This is a genomic window from Rhodococcus opacus B4, assembly GCF_000010805.1.
Taxonomy (GTDB): Bacteria; Actinomycetota; Actinomycetes; order Mycobacteriales; family Mycobacteriaceae; genus Rhodococcus_F; species Rhodococcus_F opacus_C.
In genome coordinates this window covers 4,825,830-4,850,085 of sequence record NC_012522.1, presented here as the reverse complement: position 1 = coordinate 4,850,085, position 24,256 = coordinate 4,825,830, and the positions used below count along the sequence as shown (strand labels likewise).

22 protein-coding genes are annotated in these 24,256 nt (G+C 67.7%); 8 read left to right on the top strand and 14 right to left on the bottom strand.

The features are described from left to right. Nucleotides 1-26: 26 nt before the first annotated feature. The gene (locus ROP_RS22285; RefSeq protein ID WP_012691666.1) at nucleotides 27-1,226 is read right to left on the bottom strand and encodes an MFS transporter; all 1,200 of its coding nucleotides are present in this window, start codon (nucleotides 1,224-1,226) and stop codon (nucleotides 27-29) included. Nucleotides 1,227-1,381: 155 nt separating this feature from the next. Between ROP_RS22285 and ROP_RS22280 the strand changes: the two genes are divergently transcribed. After that, complete coding sequence (locus tag ROP_RS22280) at nucleotides 1,382-1,825, top strand: MarR family winged helix-turn-helix transcriptional regulator (protein WP_012691665.1); 444 nt, start codon at nucleotides 1,382-1,384, stop codon at nucleotides 1,823-1,825. Nucleotides 1,826-1,866: 41 nt separating this feature from the next. Here the strand turns inward: ROP_RS22280 and thpD are convergent, their stop codons facing one another. Genes thpD through ROP_RS22260 form a run of 4 tightly spaced genes read right to left on the bottom strand, consistent with a single transcriptional unit; the run spans nucleotide 1,867 to nucleotide 5,000 of the window. After that, entirely contained in the window at nucleotides 1,867-2,781 is a 915-nt protein-coding gene (gene thpD / locus ROP_RS22275) for an ectoine hydroxylase (protein WP_012691664.1), read from the bottom strand. 36 nt (nucleotides 2,782-2,817) lie between these two features. Beyond that, nucleotides 2,818-3,495: a GntR family transcriptional regulator gene (locus tag ROP_RS22270; RefSeq protein WP_012691663.1), complete on the bottom strand. Its 678-nt coding sequence runs from the start codon at nucleotides 3,493-3,495 to the stop codon at nucleotides 2,818-2,820. Continuing rightward, entirely contained in the window at nucleotides 3,482-4,222 is a 741-nt protein-coding gene (locus ROP_RS22265; RefSeq protein ID WP_012691662.1) for a maleate cis-trans isomerase family protein, read from the bottom strand. Before ROP_RS22265 ends, ROP_RS22270 begins: the two co-directional genes overlap by 14 nt. 34 nt (nucleotides 4,223-4,256) lie before the next feature. Further along, nucleotides 4,257-5,000, bottom strand: coding sequence for a maleate cis-trans isomerase family protein (locus ROP_RS22260; RefSeq protein WP_012691661.1), 744 nt, complete (start codon nucleotides 4,998-5,000; stop codon nucleotides 4,257-4,259). An 80-nt stretch (nucleotides 5,001-5,080) separates the two neighbouring features. Here ROP_RS22260 and ROP_RS22255 point away from each other — a divergent pair, with 80 nt between their 5' ends. The 4 genes from ROP_RS22255 (at nucleotide 5,081) to ROP_RS22240 (ending at nucleotide 9,432) form a co-directional block, all read left to right on the top strand. Beyond that, nucleotides 5,081-6,055 (top strand): D-2-hydroxyacid dehydrogenase, encoded by a 975-nt coding sequence (locus tag ROP_RS22255; protein WP_012691660.1) that lies wholly within the window; start codon nucleotides 5,081-5,083, stop codon nucleotides 6,053-6,055. Nucleotides 6,056-6,091: 36 nt separating this feature from the next. Then, on the top strand, nucleotides 6,092-7,462 hold the full coding sequence (locus ROP_RS22250) for an amidase (protein WP_012691659.1): 1,371 nt from the start codon (nucleotides 6,092-6,094) through the stop codon (nucleotides 7,460-7,462). A 138-nt stretch (nucleotides 7,463-7,600) separates the two neighbouring features. Beyond that, nucleotides 7,601-9,088: a hypothetical protein gene (locus tag ROP_RS22245; protein WP_012691658.1), complete on the top strand. Its 1,488-nt coding sequence runs from the start codon at nucleotides 7,601-7,603 to the stop codon at nucleotides 9,086-9,088. Beyond that, a complete protein-coding gene (locus tag ROP_RS22240) occupies nucleotides 9,085-9,432 on the top strand; it encodes a YidH family protein (RefSeq protein WP_012691657.1) in 348 nt (115 codons plus the stop codon). The genes ROP_RS22245 and ROP_RS22240 overlap by 4 nt, the downstream gene beginning before the upstream one ends. Here the strand turns inward: ROP_RS22240 and ROP_RS22235 are convergent. The 8 genes from ROP_RS22235 to ROP_RS22200 form a co-directional block, all read right to left on the bottom strand. Continuing rightward, a complete protein-coding gene (locus ROP_RS22235) occupies nucleotides 9,424-10,356 on the bottom strand; it encodes a formylglycine-generating enzyme family protein (protein ID WP_012691656.1) in 933 nt (310 codons plus the stop codon). The genes ROP_RS22240 and ROP_RS22235 overlap by 9 nt on opposite strands. Nucleotides 10,357-10,377: 21 nt before the next feature. Continuing rightward, entirely contained in the window at nucleotides 10,378-11,319 is a 942-nt protein-coding gene (locus tag ROP_RS22230) for an HAD family hydrolase (RefSeq protein ID WP_012691655.1), read from the bottom strand. Between the two features lie 5 nt (nucleotides 11,320-11,324). After that, nucleotides 11,325-12,863 (bottom strand): arylsulfatase, encoded by a 1,539-nt coding sequence (locus ROP_RS22225; RefSeq protein ID WP_012691654.1) that lies wholly within the window; start codon nucleotides 12,861-12,863, stop codon nucleotides 11,325-11,327. Between the two features lie 116 nt (nucleotides 12,864-12,979). Continuing rightward, a complete protein-coding gene (locus ROP_RS22220; RefSeq protein WP_012691653.1) occupies nucleotides 12,980-13,633 on the bottom strand; it encodes a hypothetical protein in 654 nt (217 codons plus the stop codon). A gap of 51 nt (nucleotides 13,634-13,684) precedes the next feature. Next, nucleotides 13,685-14,143 (bottom strand): RrF2 family transcriptional regulator, encoded by a 459-nt coding sequence (locus ROP_RS22215; protein WP_043825139.1) that lies wholly within the window; start codon nucleotides 14,141-14,143, stop codon nucleotides 13,685-13,687. Nucleotides 14,144-14,153: 10 nt separating this feature from the next. Continuing rightward, nucleotides 14,154-14,897: an SDR family oxidoreductase gene (locus tag ROP_RS22210; protein ID WP_012691651.1), complete on the bottom strand. Its 744-nt coding sequence runs from the start codon at nucleotides 14,895-14,897 to the stop codon at nucleotides 14,154-14,156. 73 nt (nucleotides 14,898-14,970) lie between these two features. Further along, nucleotides 14,971-17,160: a maltose alpha-D-glucosyltransferase gene (gene treS, locus ROP_RS22205; RefSeq protein ID WP_012691650.1), complete on the bottom strand. Its 2,190-nt coding sequence runs from the start codon at nucleotides 17,158-17,160 to the stop codon at nucleotides 14,971-14,973. 337 nt (nucleotides 17,161-17,497) lie between these two features. Then, nucleotides 17,498-18,580, bottom strand: a complete 1,083-nt coding sequence (locus ROP_RS22200) for a LacI family DNA-binding transcriptional regulator (protein ID WP_012691649.1) — start codon at nucleotides 18,578-18,580, stop codon at nucleotides 17,498-17,500. A gap of 214 nt (nucleotides 18,581-18,794) precedes the next feature. Between ROP_RS22200 and ROP_RS22195 the strand changes: the two genes are divergently transcribed. The 3 genes from ROP_RS22195 to ROP_RS22185 are packed head-to-tail and all read left to right on the top strand — an operon-like array spanning nucleotide 18,795 to nucleotide 22,850. Further along, the gene (locus tag ROP_RS22195) at nucleotides 18,795-19,460 is read left to right on the top strand and encodes a ThuA domain-containing protein (RefSeq protein ID WP_012691648.1); all 666 of its coding nucleotides are present in this window, start codon (nucleotides 18,795-18,797) and stop codon (nucleotides 19,458-19,460) included. Between the two features lie 19 nt (nucleotides 19,461-19,479). Beyond that, the gene (locus ROP_RS22190) at nucleotides 19,480-21,267 is read left to right on the top strand and encodes a thiamine pyrophosphate-binding protein (RefSeq protein ID WP_012691647.1); all 1,788 of its coding nucleotides are present in this window, start codon (nucleotides 19,480-19,482) and stop codon (nucleotides 21,265-21,267) included. After that, nucleotides 21,264-22,850: a GMC oxidoreductase gene (locus ROP_RS22185; RefSeq protein WP_043825137.1), complete on the top strand. Its 1,587-nt coding sequence runs from the start codon at nucleotides 21,264-21,266 to the stop codon at nucleotides 22,848-22,850. Before ROP_RS22190 ends, ROP_RS22185 begins: the two co-directional genes overlap by 4 nt. Before the next feature lie 81 nt (nucleotides 22,851-22,931). On the opposite strand, the gene ROP_RS22180 is transcribed toward ROP_RS22185, so the two are convergent. Then, nucleotides 22,932-24,155 (bottom strand): MFS transporter, encoded by a 1,224-nt coding sequence (locus ROP_RS22180; RefSeq protein ID WP_012691645.1) that lies wholly within the window; start codon nucleotides 24,153-24,155, stop codon nucleotides 22,932-22,934. Between the last annotated feature and the right edge of the window lie 101 nt (nucleotides 24,156-24,256).

The window sequence follows — 24,256 nt, the reverse complement described above, 5'->3', positions numbered from 1 at the left end:
AGCATCGGTGCGGGGCGGCTCTGCCTCTAGACCGGTACGACCACAGAATCGTCCTGCACCGGCCGGGCTTTCGACCGCCGGTCGAGGGTGGTGGCGACGAGGAGGACGGCGAGCGCGGCGACGGTGAGGGCCGCTCCCATCCAGATCGGGGACGTGAAACCGAGTCCCGCGGCGATGGTGATGCCGCCGAGCCAGGCCCCGAGTGCGTTGCCCACGTTGAAGGCGGCGATGTTCGCGCCGGATGCCATGGTCGGGGCCTGTGCCGCGTAGTTCATGATGCGCATCTGCAGTCCGGGGACGGTCGCGAAGCCGAACGCGCCCATGAGGAACAGGGCGACGATCGTCATCGGCTTGCTGCCGGCGGTGAGGGCGAATACGACGAGCACGACGGTGAGCACGGCGAGGACGGTGGTCAGCGTGCGGGTGAGTACCTTGTCGGCGGCGCGTCCGCCGAGGACGTTGCCGACGAACAGTCCACCGCCGAAGAGCACGAGGAGCCACGGCACGCTGCTCGACGCGAATCCGCCGACCTCGGTGAGGGTGAACGCGATGTACGTGAACGCACCGAACATGCCGCCGAACCCGAGGATCGTGACGGCGATCGAGAACCACACCTGCGGGTTCCGGAAGGCCCCCAGCTCGCTGCGCAGACCGCCGGATTCCGGTGCGTCTTCCGTGCGGGACACGGACGGCACAAGTGCCGCGATGCCGAGCAACGCCACGACGCCGATGACGGTGATGGCCCAGAACGTGGAACGCCACCCGAACTGCTGACCGAGGAACGTGCCGAACGGGACGCCGAGCACATTGGCGATGGTCAGCCCCGCGAACATCGTCGCGATGGCGCCGGCCCGCTTGCTCGCGGGCACGAGGTCGGCGGCGAGGACCGACCCGATGCCGAAGAACGCGCCGTGGCACAGGGCCGCGAGGACGCGTCCACCCATCATGACCTCGTAGGTCGGGGCGAGCGCGGAGAGGAGGTTGCCGCCGATGAACAGCACCATCAGTGCCTCGAGGACGCGTTTGCGGTCGAAGCGGGTGACCGCCGCGGTGATGACGATGGCTCCGACGGCGACGGAGAGGGCGTAGCCGGAGATGAGGTAGCCGGCCACGGATTCGCTGACCTGGAAATCGGTCGACACCTCCGGCAGCAGTCCCATGATGACGAATTCGGTGAGACCGATCCCGAAGCCGCCCATGGCGAGGGCGAGCAGACCCAGTGGCATCGCAGCCACTCCTTTCGTACAGACTGGAAGATAAGAGCGCTAGCTCGAATACCGCGTCTGCATTAGTTGCAGGCGCGTCATAAATAGTTGCACACGCCTTCTATGTGCGCAAGCTGGTATTCTGACCTGGCAGTCGTATCCACAGGAGGTGGCCCATGGCAGTCGCTGACGACGCCGTCGAGATCCGGTCGCAGGGCTGGCGCACGCTCGCGGCGCTGCACGGCCTGCTCGAGGCGGAGCTCGAACGCGCCCTGCAGCGGGGTCACGACCTCTCGGTGGTCGAGTACACGGTGCTCGACGCACTGAGCCGCCAGGACGGCTGGCACATGCGGATGGCGCAGCTCGCCCGAGCAGCCGCGCTGAGCAGCAGCGCCACCACCAGGCTGGTGAACCGCTTGGAGAACCGCGGCCTGCTCACCCGGATTCTGTGCGACGACGACCGTCGCGGGATCTACACCGAACTCACACCCGCGGGACGGGCGGCACTGGACGAGGCGCGTCCCACCCACGACGCCACCCTGGAGTCGGCGCTGGACCGGGCGGCCGAGGTTCCCGAGCTCGCCCATCTCGCCCGCGCCCTGCACGAGCTCCCCGCGTAGGTGAGCGGCAAAGCGTGCGGGAGCACACTTTGCCGCTCACGTCAGGGCAGCGGCGTGAAGTCGCGTGACGCGATGTACTCCGGCCGCGGACGCGGTGAGGCGAACGGCTCGACGAGCGTGTTCTCGACACTGTTGAACACGAGGAACAGGTTCGACCGCGGGTAGGGCGTGATGTTGTTGCCCGACCCGTGCATGACGTTGGAGTCGAACCACAGCGCCGTGCCCGCCGCACCGGTGAACTGTTCGATCCCGAACTCCGCGGCCATCCGGGTCACGTCCTCCCGGCGCGGAACCCCGACCTCCTGCGCGACGAGGGAGGACGTGTAGTTGTCGTCGGGGGTGGCGCCGACGCACTGGACGAAGCGCTGGTGCGATCCGGGCATCACCATCAGGGATCCGTTGAACGGGTAGTTCTCGGTGAGGGTGATCGAGCAGCTGACGGCCCGCGGCACGGGGAGACCGTCCTCGGCGTGCCACGTCTCGAAGTCCGAGTGCCAGTAGAACCCGGTGCCCTTGAAACCGGGCATGGAATTGATCCGGCTCTGGTGGATGTAGACGTCGGAGCCGAGGAGTTGACGTGCGCGGTCGAGAATCCTGCCGTCGCGGATCAGCGCGGCGACCACGTCACTGCGCCGGTGCACGTCGAAGACGGACCGAACCTCGTCGGTGCCGCGTTCGGTGATGACGCGCCCGCTGTCGCGCATCGACGGGTCCCGGGACAGCCGGTCGAGTTCCTTCCGGCAGGACTTCACTTCGCCGGCGTCCAGCACGGTGTCGACGATGGTGAAGCCGCGCGCCTCGTGTCCGGCGAGGGCGGCCGTGTCGAAGGGTCCGTCCGCGGGGCCTCCCCACACGGCCGGTTCGTTCCGTTGGAGCATCGACGGCTCGGCGGCGATCCGAGTCGGGTAGCGATCGTGGCGGTTGGTGTCTCCCTGGATCTCGGCTACCTGGGTCATTGCCCCTCCTCGGCACTTACCTCTACGTCGCTGTCGCTATGACGACAGCGTCTTCTGATCGGCGCGCAGCCGCTGGACGGCGTCGTCCAGGTGCTCGGCGAGCAGTTTCTGTACCTCGCCGGCCGTACCCGTGCGGATGGCCTCACGCAGGGTCGCGTGTTCCTGCGCCTGCTCGCGGATGTCGTCGTAGGTGGTCTGCAACGCCCCCAGGCACATCCGGGTCTCGGTCAGCAGCGTCCGCGCCGCGCGGATGAGCCGCGGGCTCTGCGCGCTCTCCACCAGGATCTGGTGGAACTGCTGGTCGGCGTCCGAGACGGCGGCGGCGTCGCCGCGCTCGGCCGCGGCCTGCATGACGAGCACGATCGGTTCGAGCGCGAGGTAGGTGGCTTCCCGGCGACCGTCGGCGAGAATCATCTCGAGGGCACCGCGCTCGATGACCGACCGGCTCCGGTACACGTCGACGACGTCGTCGAGGGTCAGTTCCGTCACGAAGATCCCGCGGTGACGGATGCTGTGCAGTATGCCCTCGGAGACGAGCCTCTGCATGGCTTCGCGCAGGGGCCCGCGCGAGACCTGGAAGTGCGCGGCCAGTTCCGCCTCGCCCAGCTGTGCACCCGGTTCGAGCGCACCCTTCATGATGGCGACCCGCAGGCGGTCCGCGATGAATTCGGCAGTCGATTGACGACTGACGGGTTCCAGGTCAGTCAGAGCCATGACTGTGGCCTTTCTCGAACAACGTTCCCAACGACGGTTGTACCGCCGTGTGGCCCGCAAGACGCAGGCCTTCCCAGATGGTGACCTGGTTTGCCGTGAGGACCGGCTTGCCGAGGCGCTGCTCGAGAGTACTCAGCGCACCGAGCGTCCTCATCGCAGTATCGGGGATGAGCAGGGCCTCGGCGTCCGGGTGGTCGTTCTCCACCGCGAGTTCCACCACGGATTCCGGGCTGAGCAGACCGACCTCGGCGGCGGTGTCGATCCCCGCGCTCGACATCGACAGCACCTCGATGCCGGCGGCGGCGAGGAATTCGACGAACAGCTTCGCGACGTCCTCCGGGTAGCTCGCGGCCACCGCGACCCGGGTGATCCCCAGGGCGTGCAGTGCGTTGACGAACGCGAAGCTGGTGCTGGAGGTGGGCACACCGGTGGCCGCGGCGAGCGTCTCGGCCTGCTGCTTCGCACCGTCGGGGCCGTAGACGAAGCTGCCCGACGTGCACGCCCAGACGACGGCGTCCGGCTTCTCGTCGGCGAGCAGTGCGGCCCCGCCGGCGAGCTTCTCGGGGCTTCCGAGGTCGAGCAGTTCGGGCACGGCGTGCAGGTCGGTGCCGTAGATGTGCACGACCGGCAGATCCACTCCGAGCATCTCCGCGGCGAAGGGGTAGTCGTCCTCGGCGGCGTGATCGGGGTAGATGAATCCCACGGTGGGGGTCGGCGTGCTCGTCATACGTTCTCCTCTGTGCGGGTCGTGCGGGCTGATGTCAGAAGACGTTGCGCAGCCATTTGCCGGGGCCGGTCATGGGGAGTTTCATCCGGCCGAGACAGGCCCAGATCGTGAGCTGGTTGGCGGTGAGGACCGGTTTGCCGAGTTCCTGCTCGAGCGGGGCGATGACGTCGTAGGTCGGCAGATTGGTGCAGCTGACGAAGATCGCCTCCGACCGGGGGTCGTCCGCCGCGATGATCCGCTCGGCGATCGTGCGGTAGTTGACCTTCCAGATGCCGCCGCCGAGCCCGAGGTGATCGGAGCGCACCACCTCGGTGCCCGCCTCGTCGAGGAACGCGTGCAGCCGTTCGGTCAGCGGGGCGTCGTACGGCGTGATCACCGACAGCCTGCTCAGCTCGAGGTGTTCGATCGCCTCGACCAGCGCCCCGGACGTGGTGACCGCGTGCGGGGCGCCGGCCTCGCAGATCGCATCGCACAGGGTTCGCTCGTATTCGAGGCCCTTGATGAAACTTCCCGACGTGCACAGATAGGCGACGACCTCCGGCTCGACGTGCAGGACGTCGCGCGTCGCCGCCATGAGGTGTCTTCGCTCGGACACGAGTTCAGCCATCTCGAGGCTGACGGGCACGGGTTCGTACGGCGTGCGCGCCAGATGCAGGCTCACCTCGAGGGGAGCCCAGCGCCAGAGTTCACGTTCGAGCGCCAGGTCGAACGGGGCGATGATGCCGATTCCCCGCTGCGCGATCGGGCCCTCGAATTCGGGAATGTTCAGTTCCAACACCAGGCCTCACCTTCGTTCCGGCCACGCCCGAGCATTATCAGATTGTTGACAATCATACGAGTTACTCTTACGGTGTCAACGTGAGTCGGAACCCGATCGTCGCGGTGCTACATGCCCACGTCCTGCCGAGCGACGAACTCATGGCACCGGTTTCGTCCCGTGCCGAAGTTCGCTACACCGGCAAGGCGGGGTTGAGCGACGCCCTCGACGGCGCGGACGTGCTGTTTCTCTACGACTTCCTCACCGACGCGGTACCCGGAGCGTGGCACGCCGCCGGTTCGCTGCAGTGGCTGCACATCGCCGCGGCCGGCGTCGATCCCGTCATGTTCCCCGAGGCGCGCGACAGCGACGTCACGATCACCAACTCCCGGGGCGTGTTCGACGGGGCGATCGCCGAGTACGTGCTGGCTCAGATCCTCTCGTTCGCGAAGGATCTGCCGGGTTCGCTCCGGCTGCAGCAGTCCCACACCTGGCAGCACCGCGAATCCGAGCGGATCGCGGGCCGCACGGCCCTGATCGTCGGCACCGGACCCATAGGCCGCGCGATCGCCCGACTTCTCCGCGCCGCGGGGATGAAGGTCAGCGGGTCGGGTCGCACCGCCCGGGGCGCCGATCCCGACTTCGGGACGGTCACCGCCACCGAAGATCTCCCGGATCAGCTCGCCGTCGCCGATTACGTGATCGCGGTGGCACCGCTCACCGGGCAGACCCGCCACCTGTTCCGCGATACGACGTTCGCCGCCATGAAGCCGGGCGCCCGGTTCGTCAACGTCGGACGCGGCGAGCTCGTCCGCACCGACGACCTCGTGGCCGCCCTGCGGGCGGGAACGATCGCGGGCGCCGCGCTCGACGTGTTCGACACCGAACCGCTTCCCGCGGACCATCCGCTCTGGGACATGCCGAACGTGTCGATCACGCCCCACAATTCGGGCGACTTCGCCGGCTGGCGCGACGACCTCGTCACCGTGTTCACCGACAATTTCGAACGCTGGGTGACGGGGTACCCGCTGGAGAACGTAGTTGACAAGCACCTCGGGTACGTACCGAGCCGATGACGACAGGGCCCGAACGTCCAGGCTGAAGGAGTTCTCATGAATCCCACCGACATGACCGCCGTCGAACTGGTCACGGCCTACTCGTCCGGAGAACTTTCGCCGGTGGACGCCACGCAGGCGATGCTCGACGCCATCACCGAGCGTGATCGCGCCATCAACTCCTACTGTCTCGTCGACGAGGAGCGGGCGCTTGCGCAGGCCCGGAAGTCCGAGGAGCGCTGGAACACCGGCTACTCCAAGGGACTGCTCGACGGCGTCCCGATCTCCATCAAGGACATCTTCCTCACCGACGGCTGGCCGACGCTCCGCGGATCGCAGGCCGTCGACGAGGACCAGCCGTGGGACGTCGACAGTCCCGTGGCCGCCCGGCTGCGCGAGGACGGGATGGTGTTCCTCGGCAAGACCACGACCCCCGAAATCGCCTGGAAGGCCGTCACCGACAGCGCCCTGTGCGGGATCACCCGCAACCCGGCCGACCCGACCAAGACGGCCGGTGGTTCCTCGGGCGGCAGTGCCGCTGCGGTCGCGGCGGGTCTCGGCCCCTGCTCCGTCGGCACCGACGGCGGGGGCAGTGTGCGGATCCCCGCGTCGTTCTGCGGCGTCGTCGGGTTCAAGCCCACACACGGTCGCATCCCCCTGTTCCCGGCGAGCCCGTTCGGACCGCTGGCGCACGCCGGTCCGATCACCCGCACGGTCGAGGACGCGGCACTGCTGATGGACATCCTGTCGCTGCCCGACCCGCGCGACCCGACGTCGCTCGCCCCGTTCCCGACCACCTTCCGCGGCGAGATCGGCCGCGACGTGGTCGGACTCGGCGTCGCGTACTCCCCCACGCTCGGCTACGTGACCGTCGACCCGGAGGTCCGGACGATCGTCGACCGAGCGGTGCAGGCACTCGACGCCGCGGGTCTCCCGGTCACCGCCGCCGACCCCGGGTTCGGCGATCCGATCGACGCCTTCGAACTGCTGTGGGCGGCCGGGGCCGCGGCAATGCTGAAGAACTTCCCGGATGGCGCACGCGACAAGGTCGACCCGGGCCTCGGCAAGGTCTGGGAACGGGGCGAGAAGTTCAGCGCGGTCGACTATCTCGACGCTCGCGCGGTCGCCGCGGACATCGGCATCACGATGGGCAAATTCCATCTGACGCACAACGTCCTGCTGACACCCACCGTCCCCATTCCAGCTTTCGAGGCGGGCTACGACGTGCCGCCGGGCAGCGACCTCACCGGCTGGCCGCAGTGGACGCCGTTCACGTACCCGTTCAACCTGACGCAGCAGCCGGCGATCAGCATCCCCGTCGGGCGCACCGCGGCCGGTCTTCCGGTGGGCCTGCAGATCGTCGGGCCCCGGCATTCGGACGACCTCGTGCTCGCGGTCGCGCGATACGCGGAGCACGTCCTCGGCTAGGTCGACCGAAAAGCACACGATTCGCGTGACATCCGAGGATGATCAGGGTGAGGCCCGGTACCGCGAACGTCTGCTCTGCTGCCGGGTGACGGTTGCCTGACAGGAGTTTTCGGGGTCGGGGAGAGCCCGGGAGAGTAGATGACAGCAATGCCGGTGTCCGGGGTCCCGCCGCATTCGCCGCAGGACCGGGATCAGTACGCCCCGGGCACGCTCGTCGCCACTCGATACAAGCTCCTCGGACGATTCGCCGGACCCGACTGGGTGCAGTGGTGGCACGCCCACGACACCGAACTGTGCCGGGACGTTTCGCTCGGCCTCGTCGATTCGGCGCACCTGCGCGACACCGACACCCACCCGGATCCGGTGACGCGGTTCTGCCGGAACACCACCGGGACCAGCTTCAACCACGAGGGGCGGATCGCGCAGGTTTACGACGTCGTGGCGGCCGGCGACCGGATCGCCGTGGTCGCGGAATGGACGCCCGGATGGCGGGTCGCGGATGTCGCGCGCACGGTTCCGCGGCCGCTGGACGCCGCGCGCATCGTGCGCGACCTCGCCGCCGCCACCGCGGACGCGCATCATTTCGGTGCCCGCATCTCGCTCGATCATCCCAACCGGGTACGGATCTCCCGGGAAGGACTCGCGGTCCTCGCCTTCCCTGCCACCCTCGCCGACGGGACCACGGCCGACGACGTCGCCGGCCTCGGCGCGCTGCTGTACGCGCTGTTGCTCGGCACGTGGCCGCTGCCGTCGTCCGGCGCGACCCTCGCAGCCGGACTTCCCCCCGCAGGCCGTCGGGGCGACGGTTCCGTCGTCCCTCCGCATCGGGTGCGGCCCACGATTCCCCGCCGGCTGTCCGACGTGGCCGTGAACGCCCTCACCCGGCGACCCGGGATGGACACCGCGCAGGCAATGGTCGACGCCCTCGACCGGATGCTGGCGGACGCGCGGGCTCGTTCGGCTCCCGCCTTCGCCCCCAAGAAGAAGGTCCGACCGAAGCTCGACGACCGGTCGGCCCGACCGCGGACGCCGCTTCCCGCGATGAGCGCCGCACTCGGCGTGGTTGTCGCCCTCGGCGCCGCCGGATGGGCGATCGGCACCTCGTTCACCGCGTCGGACGCGCCGCCGGCGGCCGTCGCGGACAGCACGCTCAGCGAGATCGTGCCCGCGCCGGAACCCGATCCGACACCGCTCATCCCGTCGTCCGCGGCCGTCTACTCGCCCCAGCATTTCCCCGACAACGGGACGAGGGCCTTCCTCGCGGTCGACGCCGACCCGGCAACGTTCTGGGCGACGGACCGCTACCCGCAGCAACTAGCGCCGACGAAGGGTGGAGTGGGCCTGATCGTGTCGTTCCCGAAACCCGTCGACCTGCGGACCGTCTGGATCGAATCACCCACGCCGGGCACCAGGGTCGAGATCCGGACCGCGCCTGCCGCCTGGGCCGGCATCGGCCACACCCAGTTACTCGGCGCCGCCACGCTCGCGCCGGGAGTCACCCGGATCGCCGCCCGGACGCCGGCACCCACCACCCGCGTCCTCGTGTGGATCTCCGGACTGTCCACGGTCGAATCCGGATTCCAGTCGAGTCTGTCGGAAATCGGATTCCTCGGTGACGGCGGATGAGCCGCGACATCTTCGGCCCCACCCAGCCGAACACGGGCAGCACCGCGCGCGATCACCTCGCGAACGAGCGAACCTATCTCGCCTGGCACCGCACGGGCATCAGCGTCGCCGCACTCGGTGTGGCGGTGGCGAAGTTCGCCCCACACCGCGGCGACCACGCCATTGCCGCCGGTTTCATCCTGATCGCCGCGGGACTGCTGGTATCCGCGTACGGCACGTTCCGCTACCGGGCCATCAGCAAGCAGATCGAATCCGGGGAATTCGCGCCGGCGACGTTCGCCGCCGTCGCCACCTCCAGTATCGTGACCGTGCTCGCGCTGCTCGCCGTGGTGGTCCTACTCTGAGACGGGCACGGCCTCGACGCAGCGGAATCCGATGTGGCTCATCCCGGTATCCACCATCTGCGGCCGCCGCGCCGCGGGCCGGTACCGGCGACAGTAGCTGTCGGCGCAGAGGAACGATCCACCCTTGATCACCCGCCGTGGAACCCGGAACTGGGGTTGGCGGGGGTCGAAGCTCGCCGTCATGCCGGGCCCGCGCGGATTGCGCGGCGCGCAGCACGACTCCGCGGTGTCACGGTGCCGATCGGCGTACCAGTCGGCAGTCCATTCCCACACGTTGCCCGCCATGTCGAACAGCCCGTAGCCGTTGGGCCGATAGCTACCGACGGCGGTCGTGGTGCCGTACCCGGGGTCGGCGCGCCACGGGAAGTCCCCGTGCCAGTAGTTCGCCGACGGCTCGCTTGCGGGCGCGTCGCCCCAGGTGAATTCGGCCTGGTCGAGACCGCCGCGCGCCGCCGCCTCCCACTGCGCCTCGGTGGGGAGCGACCGCCCGGCCCACTGTGCGTACGCGGCCGCATCCTCGTGGGCGACGTGGACGACGGGATGTCGTTCGCGGCCGGCGATCGTCGACGCGGGCCCGGTGGGGCGCTGCCAGGACGCGCCCACCGTCCAGGTCCACCACTGGCTCAGGTGACGGAGGTCGACCGGTCCGCGGGTGGGGGTGAACACCATCGATCCGGGTTGCAGATTCTCTGCGGGAGCCCCGGGAAAGTCGGCGGGGTCCAGCGGACGCTCGGCAACCGTGACGTATCCGGTGTCCCGGACGAACGTCGTGAACTGTGCGTTCGTGACCTGGTGCGCCTCGATCGCGAACGCGTCGACCGCCACCCGATGCGCCGGTCCTTCTTCCGGATAGTGCCGATCCGAGCCCATGGTGAACGTCTGGGCGGGGATGCGACGGACGGCGGAAACGGTCACGGTGTCCACGAGGTTCCCCCTTCCGACTGCTCAGGTGACGGCCGGCGAGAAGACGCTCGTCCAATCGTTCTTCATGCTTACCACGGTCCAGTTGTTTGCTCGTGCCTCTTCGAGGGCCTGCTCGGCTCCGGCGACGTAGTCGAATTCGCGGTCGGCGTCGTCGTGCAGGATCAGCACCCGCAGGGACGGACGGTCGGGTAGCCCGGAGAACGCGAGCATCGGCAGGTCGCCGTTGGAGTTGCCGACCGACAGGATCGGCCGACGCCCGATCCTGCTCCAGATCCGGACCGGTTTCTCGGGTCCGTCGTCGAAGAAGTCCATTGCCGCCTTGTAGAGCAGATCCGTCCGCCCCTCCTCGGCGCGGTAGGAGAGGCCGAGTGCGCTGCCGATGATCCGCTCCGGCGGCACCCCGTAGAGCTGCCCGGCGATCGGGCGCATGAAGTCCCGGTCACCGCCGGACGCGATGTAGATCGTGAACCCGTTCGCCTCGAGATAGCGCAGCAACTCGACCATCGGTGCGTATCCGCATCCCCGGTACGGGCGACCGAGAGTCGGGTGGTCCGCCCCGTCGAAGAACGCGGTGACGCGGGCGTCGTAGTTCTCGACGCTGACCTCGTCGAACGCCCGGGTGATCGCGCCCATCAGCAGCTTCAGATCCGTGTCGTCGCCGTGGTAGTGCTTGATCATTGCGGCGCCGAGCCATTTCAGGTCGTGCTCGTGCGCGGCCTGCCAGGGTTGCGTCCGTTGCAGTTCGGGTTCGTCTGCCGCCATCTCCGCCAGACGCCGGATGGTGAAGTCGAGCTGGATGGGCATCGGCTTCTCACACCACAATGTGCCGTCGTTGTCGAACACGGCCACCCGGTCTCCCTGCTCGACGAAGTCCGGTCCCCGGGTAGTCACCCGGGCGACGAAATCCTCGATCGTGGACCGCGTCGACCCGTCCGCCCAGGAACCACTCAGCCCGGCTCCCACGACGGTCAGTCCTTCGCCAGGAAGGCGTGCAACTTCGCCACCGCGTGGTCGATCGTGAAGCTCGCCGGCTCGTGCCTCGGGGGAAATTCCTTGAACGTCTCGAGGAATTGGGTCGTGATGAATGTTCCGTAGATGGCGATGTAGTCGTGGTCGAGGAACCAGTCCCAGTAGGTGTTCGACGTGATATCGGCGCGCTCGAACGGGTCGGTGCGCAGGTTGAACAGTTTCGGCAGCCGCAGGGGGGTGAACGGCTCCGCCCACAGTCCGAGGGTGCCCTGCGCCCGCTGCTCCATGAACACGATTTTCCAGTTGTCGAAACGGATACCCAGCACGTCGCAGTCGTCCGAGAAGTAGACCATTCCCCGGCGCGGGGACGTCTCGACCTCACCGGTGAGGTACGGGAGCAGGTTGTATCCGTCGATGTGCACCTTGAATGTCTTGTCGCCGACGTCGTAGCCGGCCTTCAGTTGCTCGACGACGTCGGGTGCTCCGGCGGCGGCGAGGAAGGTGGGTAGCCAGTCGTGATGCTGGACGATCTCGTTGGACACGCTGCCCGCGGGTATCTTGCCCGGCCAGCGGATCACCTCGGGGACGCGGAACGCACCCTCCCAGTTGGTGTCCTTCTCGCTGCGGAACGGGGTGGTGGCGCCGTCCGGCCACGTGTTCGCATGCGGGCCGTTGTCGGTGCTGTAGATGACGATGGTGTTCTCGGCGAGACCCAGTTCGTCGACGGCGTCGAGCAGCAGGCCGACGTGCTTGTCGTGATCGACCATGGTGTCGTGGTACGGCGACTGCCAGTGCCCGGCCTGGCCGAGGCTTTCCGGCTTGGTGTGGGTCCTCAGGTGCATGTGGGTGGTGTTCATCCACACGAAGAACGGTGTGTCCGCTTCCTTCTGGCGCGTGATGAAGTCGATTGCCGCGGACACCGTCTCGTCGTCGATGGTCTCCATCCGCTTCTTGGTCAGCGGCCCGGTGTCTTCGATGCGCTGCTTCCCGTGCGGTCCGTACCGCGGATCGACCTCGCCGGCGTCCTCCTCCGTGGCCCAGCAATGGAGGACTCCGCGAGGCATCATCACCTCATGCAGTGTGGGATAGTCCTGCGCGCTGGGATAGTCGGGGAGTTCGGGTTCTTCCTCCGCGTTCAGGTGATAGAGGTTGCCGAAGAACTCGTCGAACCCATGCACGGTGGGCAGATATTTGTTCAGATCGCCGAGATGGTTCTTCCCGAACTGTCCGGTGGCGTATCCGAGGGGCTTGAGGAGTTCGGCGATGGTGGGGTCCTCTGGCGACAATCCGACGTCGACTCCCGGGATTCCGACCTTGCTCATGCCGGTGCGATACACGCTCTGCCCCGTGATGAACGACGCGCGACCGGCCGTGCAACTCTGCTCACCGTAGGAGTCGGTGAACTTCATGCCCTCGTCGGCGAGACGATCTATGTTCGGTGTCCGGTACCCCATCAGTCCGTCGCTGTAGCAGCTGAGATTGGTGATTCCGATGTCGTCGCCCCAGATGACCAGGATGTTGGGTTGCGCGTCCGTCATCTGTCTCTCCTCGCCTCATCGGGTCGTAAGCGATTCCCGTGCCCCACCGAAATCGCAATGCTGACGTTCCTCGCCGAGCCGCAGCGCCACATCACCCGTACGGGGTGAGACGGCGCTCAGTCCGGCGAGGTCGACGGCGGCCGGTCCATCGCGAGGATGTACACACTGATCACCAGCACCCACGCGGGGAAGACCAGCGTCACCCACAGGCTGAAGCTGACAACCACGAGCAGGGCGAACGACAGCAGGTAGGTGGTGACGGCGAGCCATCTCGGCATCAGGCCGGTGCGCAGCCAGATGGTTCCCAGCGAGATCATGAACACCCCGGCCATGCGAACGGCGTAGACGTTGTTCACGTGCAACATCACTTCGCGCCCGAAGTAGACGAGGTCGTTCTGCGGACCGGTGGTGAGCCGGGAAATGGCGAGCATCCCGCCGGCGAGTGCCATCGACACGAACGTCATCGCGAGGAACAGGATCCCACTGCCCAGGAAGACCGTCGAGAAGAAACGGTCTTCGAGTTCCCCGAGACGGTCGCGGATGACGCCGATGAACCACAGGAACGCGATGCCCGCGAAGGGCGCGAGGATCAGGGCCGTCGTGATCTGCCGCTGATGGCTCACCCATGGGTCACCCGGTGCACCCGGCAACGCGCTGCGCAGCAGGACGATGCTGCAGGCGAACAGCAGGCCGAACACGACACCGGCGACGGCCGCGGCCCGTGGAGTGGACAGCCGATGGAACTCCGCGTCGCCTCGTATCTCGGCCATGAGTCCAGTCTTCGCCGAGGTCGAACGTCAGGGCAACAGTCGTCCCCGGTTTCAGAACGACGTCTCCAGGGTGCGCCTGAGAGCGGTGAGATCCAGCGTTGCCGCCAGATCTGCAATGGTCACGCCGGACAGTGATGCACGCCAGGCCCGTTCGGCCTCGGCCATGACCTTCGCGATGCCGCAGGGGGTCTTGCACTGTTCCGGTGGCGCGGCGAGCAGCCCCTGCTGCCGGATCTCGGTGCACCGAAATGCCGGCCCCGCGCCGTCGACCGCCTGCACGACGTCGAGCACCGTGATGTCCGCGGGCGCCCGGGTCAGGACGTACCCGCCGTCGCGGCCCTCGGTCGGGTGGACGAGGCCGGCCCGTGCCAGCGACTGCAGGTGCTTCGCGAGATAGGACTTCGACACCCCGTGCAGGTCGGCCAGCCGGGCGGTCGGCACCGGGCCCTCGGCCTGGCTGAGCACGACGCAGCAGTGGAGCGACCACTCCACACCACCGGAAATCTTCATGCTCACGACCCTATTTGCGCAGCCATTCGTCCAGTGTGGTCGGGGCGATCCAGGCGCCGGAGCCGGGTGTCGGCGTGATTGCCGCGTCGTCGAGTTGCGCACCGAAGTAGCCGGCGTCGGGATCGGTCGTCACGGATCGCTTGTCGCCGGTCGACGCGAACAGCCGGCGCACCAGTTCGTCGATGCCCAGCGGCTCGGGACCGGCAATCTCGACCGTGCCGTTGAGCGGGGAGCCGGTGACGACCTCGGCCACCCGGGACACGACGTCGCGCGAGGCGATGGGCTGAAGGTGCGCCGGGGTGGCGTGCACCGTGTCGCCGACGGTCCCGGCGTCGGCGATACCCGCGATGAACTCGAAGAACTGCGTCGATCGCACGATCGAGTAGGGCACCGGGCCCGCCTTGACCACGTCTTCCTGCGCGACCTTGGCCCGCAGGTATCCCGAGTCGGGGAGTCGGTCGGCGCCCACGATCGACAGGATCACGTGGTGCCCGACGCCGGCAGCCTCCTCGGCGGCGAGCAGGTGTTTCGTCGACTCGCGGAAGAACGCCAGGACGTCGTCGTCCTCCCACGACGGCGAATTGGTCAGGTCCACGACCACGTCGGCTCCCTCGACGGCCTCCGCTACGCCCTTGCCGGTGGTGGTGTCGATGCCGGCCTCACGGCCGAGGGCCACCGCATCGTGGCCGGCTTCGGCGAGCTTCGCCGCGACCTGGCTTCCGATGAGCCCTTTTCCGAAAATGACGATCTTCACGACTCTCTCCTTTACTCGGATAATCCGTGTCTGAGTTTACTCCGACAGTTGTTGTCCGAGTCAAGGGTCCGCGTCACACAGATTCGGGCCTCACCACGACGGGGACCCCCTCGTACGGCGCGAGGGTGATCGGGAAACTGTGAAGCTCGTCCACGGCGCCGATCTGCTCGTCCGTGAACAGGTTGACCGCGGCCGATCCGGCGGGCAGGAACTGCGACTGGACGGTCGCGGCAATCTCCTCGGACGTGAAGTTGAGAACCGTGACCTCGAGACTCGCGTCCGCCAGTTCGTGAACCATGACGAGCAGCCCCTTGTGCGACACGGTGGGCACGTCGAGTTGCACCGCGGTGGCGATGCCGAATCGGTTCCGGACATCGATGATGCGGGCGAGACGGCGGGCGAACGAATTCGGATCCTGCAGCTGCACAGGCAAACTCCCGTACAGGCTGCGTCCACGCGGGATGCCCGACTCCGACCGGGCGGCGTCGGGATTGACCCCCATGAGGTCGTGTGCACCCCGGTTGATCCAGCGGGTGTCCCCCTCCGCGAGAAGATCGGCGACGTCCTCGGACGGCACGGGCAGCAGTCCGCACAGATCCCACCCCGACAGGGCGAAGACACCCGGTTGCAGCGCGTTGAACATCGCCAGCAGCAGATGAGCCTGCTTGACGGTGTCGATGTCGGCGTCGTCCATCCGGTCGAGGTCGCGGATGCCCAGCGCGGCGGTGATGACGCTGGCCGTCGTGCAGGCGATCCCGTTCGTGGTGAACGTGCGGTTGTACGGCGCCCACCGCCCGGTGAGCCGCTCGCACAGGTCCTTGCGGATGCGGTCGCCGAGGTCGGACCCGGTGACCGACTCGCCGGCGTAGTCGAACTCCTCGTCCTTGTGCAGCGTCGCGAAGTGGACCAGTTCGAACGTCAGCTCGTCGTGGTTCTGCAGGGCATGGACGAGTGAGGCGGCGTCGACGCCGTGGTCGCGGGCGAGATTCATGGTCAGCCGGAGGAACTCGGTGTTCCCCATGACCAGCGCGTGATGGTAGGCGGGACGGTTGATGAAGTCGTACGACAGGTCGGCCCCGGTGGTGCCCATCGCCTTGATGTCGTCGATGGTGAGGTTCAGCTCCTGGAACGTGAACCCACCCATCTTCCGCACGATGCTGGCGATGAGGTGATTCGCCGCCTCCGACAGCGGGTGCCCCTCCGACCAGCCGGGAAGGCCCTCGGTGCGGCGTTCCACCCCGAGGAATCCGTTGGCGTCCAGGCGGAGCGCGCCTGCGCCGAGGTCCGCGATGGAATGGCAGGCGTCGCCGATGACGAGGCGCATGCCCGCGAACGACGGATCGAGCCAGTTGATGGACGGCTGGCCGGCCTTGAAATAGTGCAGGTACACCCACCTGCGCTCGATGCCGTCCACTCCCTTCACCGCGGGGGTGACGCTCCAGTTGGTCTCCTTCACCCCGAGTTCGTAGAAGATGACGCGCTGGAGTTGCCCGATGATGTACCCGGCGCGGGCGAGTTGCGCCTCGGTGTCTGCGTCGATGTTCACCGCGTCCCGGCCGTCCGGCACGCGAGGGAGCAGGTGCCAGTCCTGCTGTTCGATCTCCACCATGTGATAGATGCCGGGATAGTCGGCGTACGCCATCTCGGCGAGCCGGAAGTCGGCACCCTTCCCGGTGTGACCGGGGACGATGTCGTCGATGACGATGCCGTCGTACGCCGCGGCGACGACGCAGAGCTTGCGGAACTCCTCCTCCGTCCCGAACGCCGAGTCGATCTGCATGCTGATGCGGTCGAAGTGGCCGTCCACCGACGGCGTGGCCCGCCACCCCTTGATCCCGCCGGCCTGCTTCACCGGCCCCGTGTGCACCGCCGTCACCCCGATCTCGGAGAACGCCTGCCACAACGACTCGTCGCCGAGCGAACTCAGGAAACTCGCACCCGGCGCCGTGATGATCGAAATCGGGTACGCCGTGAACCACACCGAACCCCGCTCCACCGCGGCCCGCGGATTGGGATCGGCATACGGGTTCTGCCACATGCTCCCCTTGCCGGACAGCTGCTCCGCGATCAACTTCGCATCGTGCAGGATCGACTGGTTGATCAGCCACTCCACATACTTCGGGTTGTCCGGCACCGGCTCACCCGACTGCGCTTCCACCCTCGCCGCCCGGCGAACCGACGGTTTCAGCGGCCGCGGCCGGGCCGGGTAGAACTGCTCGTCGTAGCTGATCTCGCTGGGCTCGTGATGGATCTCGGGGTTCATGGTCCTCCGTCGTCATCTCGTCGACTCCGCCGCACCGGTCGGCTATCCGTCCACCGTCCCACGGAAACGACCGCCCGGCATGCGGAGTCGGAGGACTGTCAGCGAACCGCAGAACGTTCGTGAGCCACGTCGCCGGCAGGGGCATCGCTCAGACTGGCAAGTTACTGCCGGACGCCGACCGCCACTCCTCACGTGAGTGCGAAAGTGTGCTCGGGCACTCTTTGCCACTCACGTGGGGAGCAGGGCCTGACGGCACGGCCGAGGAACTCGACGAGGCACCGCACTCGTCATCGATCCATCATGAGGGATGGCGCCCACCCGACGCGGGCCATCGCCGTCATTCGCGCGGCGGGGCGGTGCTGGATTCGCAGGGAGGCGCGGTGCTGGCACGGACGACGAGCGACGTCTTCATCAACGACCGTGTGCGGGTGCCGCCGCCCAGCCGATCGAGCAGGATCGTGGCCGCAGCGCGGCCCTTCTCGACGATCGGCTGATGAATCGTGCTGAGACCGAGCAGTTCCGCGACCGGCGCGTCGTCGAACCCGATGACGGACAGGTCGCCGGGTACCGAGAGGCCGCGCTCGCGCAGCACCTCCCACGCCGCCACGGCGTGCACGTCGGAGGTCGCCACGAGGGCGGTCGGCAGAGCGGAGCCGAGCAGGATCCGGGTAGCCTCCGCACCGGCGGCCCGATCGATGTTCCCCGCCACGACGATGGACAGCTCCTCGGGGGCGAGGTGGTGATCGCGGGCCGCGTCGAAGTAGCCGGCGAGGCGTTCGCGTGCGTTGCGTTCGGTCGCCGCGCCGACGTCGTCCAGCGTGGCCATCCGGCAGTCGGTGTGCTGGTCAAGTTTGTCGACGATGACCCCGATGCGCCGGTGACCCAGCTTCAGGATGTGGTCCATCTGCAGGTAGGCGCCGTTCCGGTCGTCGATGGCCACGAACGGCAGTCCCGCACTTCTCGGCGAATCGACCACGACGGCCGGAACGCCGCGCGCGATGATCGCCTCGACGAGAGGGTGACCGTCGGGGACGTTGTGGATGACCACGCCGTCGACGAGTCCGCGCAGAACTAGCGAGTTCGGCGGGGAATCCGGGGAGCCGCCGCGTGAGGCCGGGAACAGGGTGAGGGCGATGTCGGCCGAGTTCCCGATCTCCGCGATGCCCTTCATCAGCAGCGTCACCGACGGATCCTCGAGGGCCTGCACCGGGGAGTCGGGCACTATCACGCCGACCGCGCCGATCCGCCCCGACCGCAGGCTGCTCCCGGCGATGTTCGGCCCGGCATAGCCGAGGTCCGCGGCGACGGAATAGATGCGTTCCCGTTGTGTCGCAGAGACCTTCGACGATTTACTGAAGGCGTAGGAAACGGTGGCGACCGACACTCCGGCAGCTTTGGCGACATCCTTCATCGTGACCAAGTGGTTCTCCCTCGTCGGCGATCATCGGCCACAACCGTTGCGCGCCGAGGCGCGCAGCGAGACCGATCCTAGTCCGCGCCCCCGCGCTCCCGACGTTCCCCTCGAATTCACCCATTGACAGCACTCCCTCTGGTGATACGATTCACCACCATAAGTTAATCGTTTCACCCTCCGCTTTTCACCCTCTGCCGTTTCACCACTCACGGGAGCACTCATGACCAAGGTCCTCTACCTCTACGGCGGCTGGCCCGGCCACCATCCGTACGACATCGCCGCCTGGGCACGCGAACTGTTTTCCGAGCTGAACTACCAGGTCGAGGAGTCCCAGGACATCTTCACCCTCGACCGCGACCTGACCGGATACGACCTGATCGTGCTCGGCTGGAACAACGCCCTCACCACCGAAGACCTCAGCGATTCGCAGGAGAAGAATCTGCTCGACGCCGTCGCGGCCGGAACCGGGGTCGCGGCGTGGCACGGTGCCGCCGCCGCGTTCCGGGCAAGCCTGAAGTACCACTTCCTCCTCGGCGGCGACTTCGTCGAACACCCTGCAGGCGAGGCGTTCCCGCAGCCGTACAAGGTGAGCATCAGCGACCGCGAGCACGAGGTGACCGCGGGTGTCGAGGATTTCGCCGTGGCGTCCGAGCAGTACTACATGCACGTCGATCCGAACAACCACGTGCTCGCGGAAACGGAGTTCACCGGCGAGCATCTGCCCTGGCTGGAGGGGCTGCGCAGCCCGGTGGCGTGGGTGCGGCAGTGGGGCGCCGGGCGGGTGTTCTACCACTCGATCGGCCACACGCCGGCCGACTTGTCGGAGCCGAACGTGCGCCGACTGACCAAGCAGGGATTGCGCTACGCCGCCCGCGTCGCGCACTGAAGAACGAGGAGACACGATCATGGCGAAATTGACCGGCGGGCAGGTGGTCGCCCAGGTTCTGAAGCAGTACGGCGTCGAGTACGTCACCGGCATTCCCGGCCACGGAATCTGGTCGCTCACCGATGCGTTCCTGGAGAAGGGATCCGAGATCCCGTTCATCCAGGTCTACCACGAGCAGAGCGCCACTCACCTCGCGGACGGGTACTACCGGGTGTCCGGTAAGCCGATGGCGGCGGTGGCGTCGATCGGGGCGGGTGCGGCGAACACCGTGCTCGGTCTCGCGACCGCGTACAGCGACTCGACGAGTCTGCTGTGCATCACGGGCGGGCCGCCCACGCACATGCGCGGACGCGGTCTGCTGCAGGAACTCGAACGGCACACCGACAACGGCTTCCCGCAGGTCACGGATGCGGTGTCGAAGCGCAGCTGGGTCGCCACCCGCGTGGAGGAGCTGCCGTTCATCATGCACCGCGCGTTCAGCACCATGCTGACCGGTCGCCCGGGCCCCGCGCACATAGAGGTACCGATGGACGTGCAGGCCGAGGCAGCCGACGTCAATCTCCACGACCTCGCACGACGGTTGCCGGTCGGACTCCAGCAGCCCGACCCGCTGGCGATCGACAAGGCCGTCTCCGTGCTCCGCGACTCCCGCAGGCCGGTGATCGTCGTCGGCGGCGGCGCCATCACGTCCGACTCGGCCGACGAGGTGCTCGCCCTCGCCGAGGCGTGGCAGATCCCCGTGGTCACGACCTGGAACGGCAAGGGCGCGTTCCCCGAGGATCACGCCCTGTTCGCCGGGAGTGTCGGGCAGACCGGAACGATCGTGGGCAACGCCGTCGCGTCCCGCGCCGACGTGGTGCTCTCGATCGGCTGCCGCTTCACGGACTGGTCGTCGTCGAGTTACGCACAGGGCGTGACGTTCTCGATCCCGCCGGCGAAACTGATCCACATCGACATCGACCCGCACGAGATCGGCAAGAACTACCCGGCGGAGGTCGGGATCGTCGCCGACGCCAAGCCGACCGTCGCCGCCATCGTCAGCTCGCTCCCCCGTAGCAGCGCCGACCGCTCCGAATACCTCGCCGAACTCGAGCAGCTGAAGGCGGAGTGGGAGGCCAAGCTCGCCGGCCGTCGCGACTCCGACCGGTTCCCGTTCACCTCGCAACGCCCCCTCGGCGGTCTGCGGTCGGTGATGGAACGGGACGGCATCATCGTCGCCGGTTCCGGCAACACCCAGGGCGCCGTGAAGCAGACGTTTCCGGTGTATCACCCGCGCACCCACCTGACCTCGGGCGGATTCTCGTCGATGGGCTGGGCAGTGCCCGCCGCGATCGGCGCCAAGCTCGCCGCCCCCGAGCGGCAGGTGGCGTGTGTCGTCGGTGACGGCGATTTCCTCATGACGTCGCAAGAGATCGGCGTCTGCGTGCAGCACGACATTCCGGTGGTCTTCGTGGTTCAGGACAACGCGGGCTTCATGTCCATCCGCGGCGGACAGCGCAAGCAGACCAGCCGGCACATCGGCACCGAGTTCAACCGCCCCGACGGCACCCCGTACAGCCCCGATTTCAAGGCCCTCGGCCAGTCCTTCGGCCTCGAATCGTTCCGGGTGGACGACCCGGCCGACCTCGAGGCCACCTACCGGAAGGCCTTCGACGCGAAAGCACCTGCGCTGATCGAGATCCCGACCGATCGCGACGCGGCGGGACCGTGGGTTCCCGGTTGGTGGGACTTCCCCGTTCCCGCGTACATCGAGGACGAGCGTCAGGACGAGTACTGGGCCACCCGAGCCAAGGAACAGCACCTGTGAGAACCTCCGGACACGATCAGATCGACGCGTATTCACCGCTGCGCGAGGGCGCGGTGGTCGATGTGGGCGACTCCGACACGGTCACCGCCGATGTCGTGGTCGTCGGATCCGGAATGGGTGGTTCGACGCTGGCGTGGGCGCTGCGCGATCGGGACGTCGACGTCCTGGTCGTCGAGCGCGGGCGGTTCCTCCCCCGTGAGGTGGAGAACTCGCAGGCCGCGGAGATGTTCCTGGAGGGCCGGTACAAGACCGCTGAACCGTGGTTCGACGGCAGCAACGGTGAGCCGTTCCAGCCCGGTGTCTACTACTGGGTGGGAGGCAACACCAAGTTCTACGGCGGCAGCCTCCCCCGCTTCCGCGTCACGGATTTCGAGGAGACGCAGCACTACGACGGCATCTCGCCGAAGTGGCCGTTCAGCTACGCCGATCTCGAACCGTTCTATGCCGAGGCGGAGCGTCTCTACCAGGTGCACGGCATCGACGGCGAGGATCCGACGGAACCTCCGCGGTCGTCGCCGTACCCGCTGCCGCCGCTGCCGCACGAACCGACGATCGAGCGTTTCGCGTCCTCCCTCCGTCGGCAGGGTCTGCACCCGTTCCACACACCGAACGGCATGAACCTGACGACGCAGGAGCACCGCCGGCAGTCGACGGCGTCGGACGGCACCCCGTCGCAGACCGATCACAAGAGTGAGGCCGAGAACCGGGCGTTGCGTCCCGCTCTCGAGTCGGATCGGGTGCGCCTGCTCACCGAGGCGAAGGTGACGCGTCTGCTCACCGACGCGAAGGGCACGCGAATCGTCGCCGCGGAGGCCGAGTTCCGCGGTCGCACGATCCGGATCCAGGCCAACCAGTTCGTGGTCTCGGCCGGGGCGGTCAACACCGCGGCGCTGCTGCTCCGCTCCGCCGACGAGCGGAATCCGGATGGCCTCGGTAACTCGTCGGGGCTGCTGGGCCGGAACTACATGGTGCACAACAGCACCTTCTTCATGGGAGTCAACCCTTTCCGGACCAACACGACCGCGTGGCAGAAGACGCTGGGCATCAACGACTGGTACGTCGCGGGCCCGGACAACGAGTTCCCGCTCGGCAATCTGCAGATGCTCGGCAAATTGCAGGCCGCGCACGTGAAGGGTGCACGGCCCTGGGCGCCGATGTGGGCGCTCGAGGCGGTGGTGGATCGCAGTCTCGACATCTACCTCACCACCGAGGACCTGCCGACCCGGAACAACCGGGTCCGGATCGACGGCGACCGGATCATCGTGGACTGGACTCCCAACAACACTGCGCCGCATCGTGAACTGGTTCGCCGTGTCTCCGCCGCGGTCCGCAGGGCGGGGTATCCGATCATCCTCACCGAGCGGATGGGGATCGCGACGAACTCGCACATGTGCGGAACCGCGGTCGCGGGCACCGATCCGGCGACGAGCGTGCTCGACCCGAACTGCCGAAGTCACGACGTCGACAACCTGTGGGTGGTGGACGGATCGTTCTTCCCGTCGTCGGCGGCGCTCAACCCCGCGCTGACCATCGCGGCCAACGCGCTGCGCGTCGCACCCCACATCGCCTCTGCCGCAGAATAGCGTCGATCCGCGGACCCTCTGACCGCGTCACACCCACCGCACCGGGTGTGACGCGCAGGAAGGGTCCGCGGATCTTCGCGCTCACTTCACGTGGGCGAGTGCAGACTCCTCGGTCTCGCGTGTCTGTCCGGCCGCACCGGCCACCAGTCCGGCGAGGACGGCGCCGGCCAGGACGACGTAGAACGCCTGCAGGAGACCGAATTGCTCGCCGAGAAGACCGAGCAGCGGAGGCCCGACCAGAAACGCCATGTACCCGAGCGTCGACACCGCGCTGACGCGTCGCGCGGCGTCCGCGTTCGATTCGGCTGCCGCGGACAGTGCGAGCGGAAAACCCAGGGCGACACCGACACCCCACAACGCGCAGCCGAGCGCAGCAAGTACCAGGTCCCCCGCCAGGATTACCGTCAGGATCCCCGCCACCGCGAGCACAGCGGACCAGCGGACGGTCACGGCGCGGCCGTACCGGTCGACGACACGCCCGCCGAGCAGGCGACCGGATGTCATTGCGGCCACGAACACGACGTAGAACACAGCGCCGGTCGACGAGGTGACTCCGTAGCCGTCGACGATCCCGAGCGGCAACCAGTCGTTGGCACTGCCTTCCGCGAATGCCATACCGAGAGCGATCAGGCCGAGGAGAACGATCCGGGTCTCCCGCCAGACCGTCGCGTTCCGGGACGCGCTCGTCCTACGGCGGGTGCGCGTGACCTCTCGTCCGGACGCCGGCGGAAGCAGTGCCACGACGCTTCCGCTCGCCACCAGGACGACGACGGCGAGCACCCCGAGATGCACGGGCACCGGAACGTCGAGTAGTTCGGCAATCGCGCCGAGACCGGCGCCGGCGAGCGTTCCGAGACTGAACGCACCGTGCAGCGACGGAAGAAAGCTGCGTCCCATCCGTTTCTCGATCGCGGCGCCCTCGACGTTGAGCGCCACCTCGCACATGCCGAATCCCGCGCCGGTGAACGCGAGTCCGAGACCGACCAGGGCCGCGATCGCGAAACCCGAACCGAGCCCGACCGTCAGGAGTCCGAGGCTTGCGACCGTGGCCGCAGCCGTGATGACGTGACGGGCACCGACGCGGGCGACGACGGGACCGGCGAGCAGTAGTCCCGCCATCGATCCGATCGACAGACCGAGGATGATCAGACCCATGTCGCCGGTACCGACGCCGAGGGACGAGCGGATGGCCGGGGTGCGGGTCACCCAGGACGCGTACGTGATCCCCGTTCCGACGAAGATGACGAAAGTTGCGAGTCTCCAGCCACGCTCACCGCGCTTCAACTGCGAACTCTCGGTAGGCACAGCTCTCTCCTGCTCGTGTCGGGAAGGTTTGGTTAATCGTATCAACACAAACGGTCCGGCACCTCGTGGAGAGGTGCCGGACCGCGGCGAAGTGCGGACGA

What these genes read in the sequence shown, in the direction of transcription:
- ROP_RS22240 (WP_012691657.1), top strand. Translation starts at nt 9,085, where the DNA reads ATGAGCCGCGACATCTTCGGCCCCACCCAGCCGAACACGGGCAGCACC.
- thpD (WP_012691664.1), bottom strand. Translation starts at nt 2,781, where the DNA reads ATGACCCAGGTAGCCGAGATCCAGGGAGACACCAACCGCCACGATCGC.
- ROP_RS22245 (WP_012691658.1), top strand. Translation starts at nt 7,601, where the DNA reads ATGACAGCAATGCCGGTGTCCGGGGTCCCGCCGCATTCGCCGCAGGAC.
- ROP_RS22280 (WP_012691665.1), top strand. Translation starts at nt 1,382, where the DNA reads ATGGCAGTCGCTGACGACGCCGTCGAGATCCGGTCGCAGGGCTGGCGC.
- ROP_RS22270 (WP_012691663.1), bottom strand. Translation starts at nt 3,495, where the DNA reads ATGGCTCTGACTGACCTGGAACCCGTCAGTCGTCAATCGACTGCCGAA.
- ROP_RS22195 (WP_012691648.1), top strand. Translation starts at nt 18,795, where the DNA reads ATGACCAAGGTCCTCTACCTCTACGGCGGCTGGCCCGGCCACCATCCG.
- ROP_RS22190 (WP_012691647.1), top strand. Translation starts at nt 19,480, where the DNA reads ATGGCGAAATTGACCGGCGGGCAGGTGGTCGCCCAGGTTCTGAAGCAG.
- ROP_RS22250 (WP_012691659.1), top strand. Translation starts at nt 6,092, where the DNA reads ATGAATCCCACCGACATGACCGCCGTCGAACTGGTCACGGCCTACTCG.
- ROP_RS22265 (WP_012691662.1), bottom strand. Translation starts at nt 4,222, where the DNA reads ATGACGAGCACGCCGACCCCCACCGTGGGATTCATCTACCCCGATCAC.
- ROP_RS22215 (WP_043825139.1), bottom strand. Translation starts at nt 14,143, where the DNA reads ATGAAGATTTCCGGTGGTGTGGAGTGGTCGCTCCACTGCTGCGTCGTG.
- ROP_RS22285 (WP_012691666.1), bottom strand. Translation starts at nt 1,226, where the DNA reads ATGCCACTGGGTCTGCTCGCCCTCGCCATGGGCGGCTTCGGGATCGGT.
- ROP_RS22225 (WP_012691654.1), bottom strand. Translation starts at nt 12,863, where the DNA reads ATGACGGACGCGCAACCCAACATCCTGGTCATCTGGGGCGACGACATC.
- ROP_RS22220 (WP_012691653.1), bottom strand. Translation starts at nt 13,633, where the DNA reads ATGGCCGAGATACGAGGCGACGCGGAGTTCCATCGGCTGTCCACTCCA.
- treS (WP_012691650.1), bottom strand. Translation starts at nt 17,160, where the DNA reads ATGAACCCCGAGATCCATCACGAGCCCAGCGAGATCAGCTACGACGAG.